The organism is Marinitenerispora sediminis (assembly GCF_003336425.1).
GTDB classification, from domain to species: Bacteria; Actinomycetota; Actinomycetes; order Streptosporangiales; family Streptosporangiaceae; genus Marinitenerispora; species Marinitenerispora sediminis.
In genome coordinates, this window is the sequence record NZ_QEIO01000233.1 from 1 (window position 1) to 5,279 (window position 5,279).

4 protein-coding genes and 1 pseudogene are annotated in these 5,279 nt (G+C 77.1%); 4 read left to right on the forward strand and 1 reads right to left on the reverse strand.

Annotation, left to right across the window (positions count from 1 at the left end):
• Positions 1–95, forward strand: a pseudogene (locus DEF28_RS29255) (IS982 family transposase); the annotation flags it as partial.
• A gap of 27 nt (positions 96–122) precedes the next feature.
• On the opposite strand, the gene DEF28_RS25380 reads toward DEF28_RS29255, so the two are convergent.
• On the reverse strand, positions 123–422 hold the full coding sequence (locus DEF28_RS25380; RefSeq protein WP_114400660.1) for a hypothetical protein: 300 nt from the start codon (positions 420–422) through the stop codon (positions 123–125).
• 310 nt (positions 423–732) lie between these two features.
• Between DEF28_RS25380 and DEF28_RS25385 the strand changes: the two genes are divergently transcribed.
• The 3 genes from DEF28_RS25385 to DEF28_RS25395 all read left to right on the forward strand — a co-directional run bounded on the left by DEF28_RS25385 (position 733) and on the right by DEF28_RS25395 (position 5,241).
• A complete protein-coding gene (locus DEF28_RS25385) occupies positions 733–1,500 on the forward strand; it encodes a class I SAM-dependent methyltransferase (protein WP_114400659.1) in 768 nt (255 codons plus the stop codon).
• Between the two features lie 834 nt (positions 1,501–2,334).
• Complete coding sequence (locus DEF28_RS25390; protein WP_114400658.1) at positions 2,335–3,675, forward strand: MFS transporter; 1,341 nt, start codon at positions 2,335–2,337, stop codon at positions 3,673–3,675.
• A gap of 69 nt (positions 3,676–3,744) precedes the next feature.
• Entirely contained in the window at positions 3,745–5,241 is a 1,497-nt protein-coding gene (locus DEF28_RS25395) for an ABC transporter substrate-binding protein (protein ID WP_114400657.1), read from the forward strand.
• Positions 5,242–5,279 lie beyond the last annotated feature (38 nt).

Sequence of the window (5,279 nt, forward strand, 5' to 3'; positions counted from 1 at the left end):
TGTGTCAGCGCGTCTGCGCCCTCAACACCGCGATCTGGCGCAACTGGCAGATCGGCGCCCCGGTCAGGCGATCGCTGATCGCCTACGACCACTGACCAGCACACCAATTTCTCATCAACGATCTAGCGCCCCCTCGGCCGCCGTGACTCCGCGGAGTGCGGCGGCGTGGCCGGGTCCGCGGCCCGGTACTCCCGTGGCACCGTGCCGTAGGCCTGGGTGTCGATCCGGTCGATGTCGGCGAACGGGACTTCCGCGGTCTCCCACCTCCAGTTGCCGGGCTCGTCCAGGTAGACCTCGGCCCAGGTGATCCGCGCCAGCCAGCTCCCGTCGGCCGCACGGACCCGGGCGAGGAGAAACGCGTGCCCGCCACCGCCCCGGTAGCGCACCAGCGGGGCGGCACGGGTCAGCTCTGAGCTGGCCATATGTCCAGGATGCCCGCCGCGCGGCGGCGTAGCGCCACCGCGATGCGGCCGTCCGCTCGCGCTGTCCCACGCCGAACCGGTCCGCCGGGCCGGGCGGGACGCGAACGCGTCCCTGCCCCGCCCCGGGCGCGGGGCAGCCGCGGCGCGGCCGTCGGCGGGCGGACATCCGGGTGCCGCCCCGCTGGGCGGCTGGTGGCGATGGCCAGGGGGCGGCGGCGTCCGCGCGCGCCCGCCCCCGGCACTTGTCTCCCGGACGCCACCGCATAGGATCCGCAGTTGCAAACTCTTTGCGATAGGGAGTCGGATTGCCGTGGTGGAGTCGATCGACGGCGAACGCCCGCCGGCGGACCCGGACGCGGTCCGGGAGCGGGTGCGGCGGTACTGGGACTGGCGGGCGGCCAGCTTCCAGGCGGACATCGGGGCCATGCCGAACCGCCAGTCCTGGCTGGACGCCTACTCCGGTGCGGTCGCGCGGCTCCTCCCCGGCCGGAGCGCGCCCCTGCGGGTGCTGGACGTGGGGAGCGGCACCGGGTTCGTCGCCATCGCGTTCGCCGAACTCGGCCACGACGTCACCGCGGTCGAACCCGCGGCGGCGATGACCGCGATCGCCGAGCGGGAGGCCGCGGCGGCCGGGGTCCGGATCGACGTCCGGACCGGATACGCCGATCCGCTTCCGCCGCTACCGCCCGGCTTCGACCTCGTTACCTGCCGCAACCTGCTGTGGACCCTGCCGGATCCCGTGCGGGCGCTCGCGGCCTGGCGGTCCGTACTGCGCCCGGGCGGCGCCGTGCTGGTCGCGGACGGGATGTGGAACACCCCGCGCCAGGAGCTCCGGCTGCTGTGCACGGGCTGGCGCTCCCGCGCGGCACGGCCGGTCGGATGGCGCTTCCTGGCCGCCTACCGCGGCCTGCGGCGCGACCTGCCCTACTACCGGGGCCTCGACGAGTCGGCGGCCCGAGGACTCATGCTCCGGGCGGGCTACACGGACCCGACCGTACTGACCGACCTGCTCGCCACGGACGCCTACGAGGCCGGAACGGGCGACGGCCACTTCCTGGCGGCGGCGCACGCCGCCTGAACCCGGCGGCGGCGCCGCCACGGCAACGAGACCGGATTCCGGAGGAGGCCGCAGTGGCCGGAGCCGTCCCGCGACGAAACCGCGGGCGCGGGCACTCGGGAGAGCACCGGCGCCCGAGGGGCCCGCGTCCGGCCGGCGCGTTGCCCGGTCTGCCGTCGCCCCCGACGTCGCGAGTGCGCCGCTCGGCCGTCCTGCGTGCCCTGCGGTCGGGTCGCGGAGCCCAGCTGGGGCCGCGGTACGGCCCCGCGGCCGGTGCGCGAGGAGCCCTGCGGCAGGCTGGGCGGCTATCCCCGGAGGTCCGCGTTGCTGCCCAGGGCAGCCCTCCCGGGGCCGCGGCGGGGGTCCTGCTCGACGGTCCTTCGTGCGCTCCGGGTTTTGCGTGCTGGTCGGATACCTCGGCTCCGGCTGTGGTTCCGGCCTCACGGGCGATCCGGGTGGCACCCCGCGGTGTGCGGGACGGCCGGCCCAGGGGGTCGTCCGTGGCACCGTCTGGTGGGGGCCGTGCTCGGCCGGGCGTCTTGGTCCGGCTGTCGCGGGCGGTCTGTGCACCTCGTGGGCGGCGCCGCGGGGCCGTCCTCCGTGCCCTGCCGTCCGGACCGCGCCTCGGCCGGGGTCGCGGTCCCGGCTCCGCAGGCGGTCCGTGCGGCGCTCGGCGGCGGGTGGGGCGGCTGCCCAGGACACTCGCGTCGCCGCTGGGCGGGCTCCTGCCGTGGGCTGCGGCGGGCGTCTCGCCCGATCTCCCCTCATGCCTTTCGCGTCGTCCTCGCCTGCTTGCGGGGACGCCGGTCGGATATCCGGGCCGGGGCAGCGGGCCGGCCCCGTAGCCGGCCCCCGATGTCCAGCCCGCTCCCGTACCCGACCCTGGAGGCGCCCGTGACCACCGGCACCGCTGAGACCCGCAACGCCCGCCGGGCTCTGGCCCGGCGGTGGGCGGCACTGCGGCGGATCCGGGAGCTGCCCGGCGTCACCCGGCTGCTGCTGCTCACCCAGCTCGCCTTCAACATCGGGTTCTACCTCGTGGTGCCGTTCCTCGCCGTCCACCTCGCCGAGGACCTCATGCTGGCCGGCTGGGCGGTCGGCGTGGTACTCGGGGTGCGCACGTTCAGCCAGCAGGGGCTGTTCGTGGTCGGCGGAGCCCTCGCCGACCGCTTCGGCACCAAGCCGGTCGTGCTCGCCGGCTGCGCGATCCGGGTCGCCGGCTTCCTCGTCCTGGCCACGGCCGGGGACCTGGCCACCGTGCTGCTCGGGGCGGTGCTCACCGGATTCGCCGCCGCCCTGTTCTCGCCCGCCGTCGAGTCGGCGCTCGCCGACCAGGGCGCCGCCCTGGAGCGGCGCGGTGTCGTCACCCGCGCCGAGCTGTTCGCGATGTTCGCCGTGTGCGGGGAGCTGGGGGCCGTCGCGGGGCCGCTGCTCGGCGCGCTGCTGCTCACGGTCGACTTCGGGCTCACCTGCCTGGCCGCCGCCGCCGCGTTCGTGCTGATCCTGCTCGCCCACCTGCGCTGGCTGCCGCGCACCCCCGGGCGGCACCGCGGAGAGCCGCTGCTGGCCGGGTGGGGCGAGGTGCTGGGCAACCGCACCTTCCTCGTCTTCGCCGCCGCCTACAGCGCCTACCTGCTCAGCTACAACCAGCTCTACCTCGCCCTGCCGGTGGAGCTGCTCCGCGCCACCGGCGGCCAGGGCGCGCTCGGCTGGATGTTCGCGCTGGCCTCCGTGCTCGTCGTCGTCGGCCAGCTGCCCCTCGCCGCCTGGGGACGGACCCGGCTCGGCCCCGGCCGGGCGCTCCTCGCCGGGTTCGGGCTGCTCTCGGCGTCGTTCGCCGTGGTCGCGGTGTGCGCGCCCCTCCGGCCCCCGGACGGCCCGGCGGCGCTCGTGCCGGCGGTGGCGTTCGTCGTGCTGCTCACGGCGGGGCAGATGCTGGCGGTGCCGGTCGCGCAGGACCTCGTGCCCCGGCTGGCGCGGGAGCGGCGGCTCGGAGCGCACTTCGGGTTCCTCTCCTCCGCGGGCGGCCTCGCGGTGCTGGTGGGCGGCACGGCCGTGGGCGGCCTGCTGGACGGAGCCCGGGCCCCAGCCCCCGCGGCCGCACTGCCCTGGGCGCTGCTGGCCGCCCTCCCGGCCGCGGGCGGGTTCGCCCTGTGGCTGCTGTCCCGCCGGACCGCGGCGCTCACCGGCCGGTGAACGCCGCACTCCGCCCGGCCACCGCGGCGGCCCGGCCGCCCGCATCCCCCACCACGAACGAGGAGCCCCATGCCTCCCACCCGTTCCCGCCGGCTCCGACCCGCGGCGGCCGCGGCGGCGCTCGCCCTGGTGACCGCGACCGGCTGCTTCACCGGCGAGCCCGCGCCGGGTGAGGGGCGGATCCGGCTCGCCCTCGCCTTCCCGCCGGTCGCGGCGATGTCGCCCTACAGCGACGACGCCGGGCTGCTCACCCGCCTGGGGGTCGGCGAGCCCCTGGTGGCGCTGGACCCCGGCGGCGCGCCGCGGCCGCTGCTCGCCACACAGTGGCGGCGCACGGGGGAGACGACCTGGGAGCTCGCCCTGCGCGACGACGTGGTGTTCCACGACGGGACCCCGCTCACCGCCGAGCACGCCGCCGCCGCGCTCACGCACGCGGCGGAGGCCCGCCCCGCGCCGCGCGCCCTCGCCGGCGAGGAGCTGACCGCGACCGCGGTGGGAGAGCACACGGTCCGGATCGAGACGGCCGAGCCCGACCCCGTGCTCGTGCAGCGGCTCTCCTCCCCCGAACTCGTCGTCCTCGCGCCCGCCGCCTACCGCGAGGACGCCGGGGCGCCGGACCCCGTCGGCACCGGCACGGGGCCGTACGTGCTGCGGCGGGTCACCGGGGTCAGCGCCGCCACCCTGGAGGCCAACCCCGACCACCGGGACGGGCCGCCGGCCGCCCCGGGCCTGGACGTGCGCTTCGTCCCCGACGCCGCGAGCCGGGCCGGGGCGCTGCGGGCCGGCGAGGTCGACGTCATCGACTCGGTACCGATCTCGCAGCTGTCCGCCATCACCGAGCAGCACGTCCTGGAGGTGCCGCTGCCCCGGACCGTCGCCCTCTACCTCAACTCCCACGAGGGCCCCTTCACCGACGCGCCACTGCGCGCGGCCGCGGCGGCGGCCGTCGATCCGGAGCGGATCGTGGACGCGATCTACGAAGGCCACGCCGACCCCGCCCGGGGCATGTTCGGCCCGGCCTCCCCATGGGCCGCGGACCGGCCGCGACCGCCCGCCCACGCCGACGCCGCCGACCCCGGCGGCGAGCGCGTCACCCTGGCCACCTACTCCGACCGGGCGGAACTCCCCGAGATCGCGTCCGTCGTCGCGGGCGGCCTCCGGGACGCGGGGTTCACCGTGGAGGTGGTCGTGCGCGAGTACAGCACGATCGAGGCGGACCTGCTCGCCGGCGCCTTCGACGCCGTCATCGCCAACCGCTCCTACCTGCTCGACGTCGGCGACCCCGTCGGCTACCTCGCCGCGGACTGGACCTGCGGCGGCAGCTACAACCTGGCGCGGTTCTGCGACCCCGACCTGGACGAGCGGATCCGCGCGGCATCCGAGGAGCCCGAGGCCGCGGAGCGCGAGCGGGCGGCGCTGGAGACCGAGGCGGAGCTGCTGGACCGCGCCGTCCTCGTCCCGATCTCCCACGAGCGCGCGCTGCTGGGAGTGGCGGCCGGCGTCACGGGGGTCGCCGAGGACGCCAGCGAGCGCACCCTCATCACCGCGGAGACGAGCCGGTCGTGACACCGCCCTCCCGCCCCGTTCGCCACCGCACCCGGGGG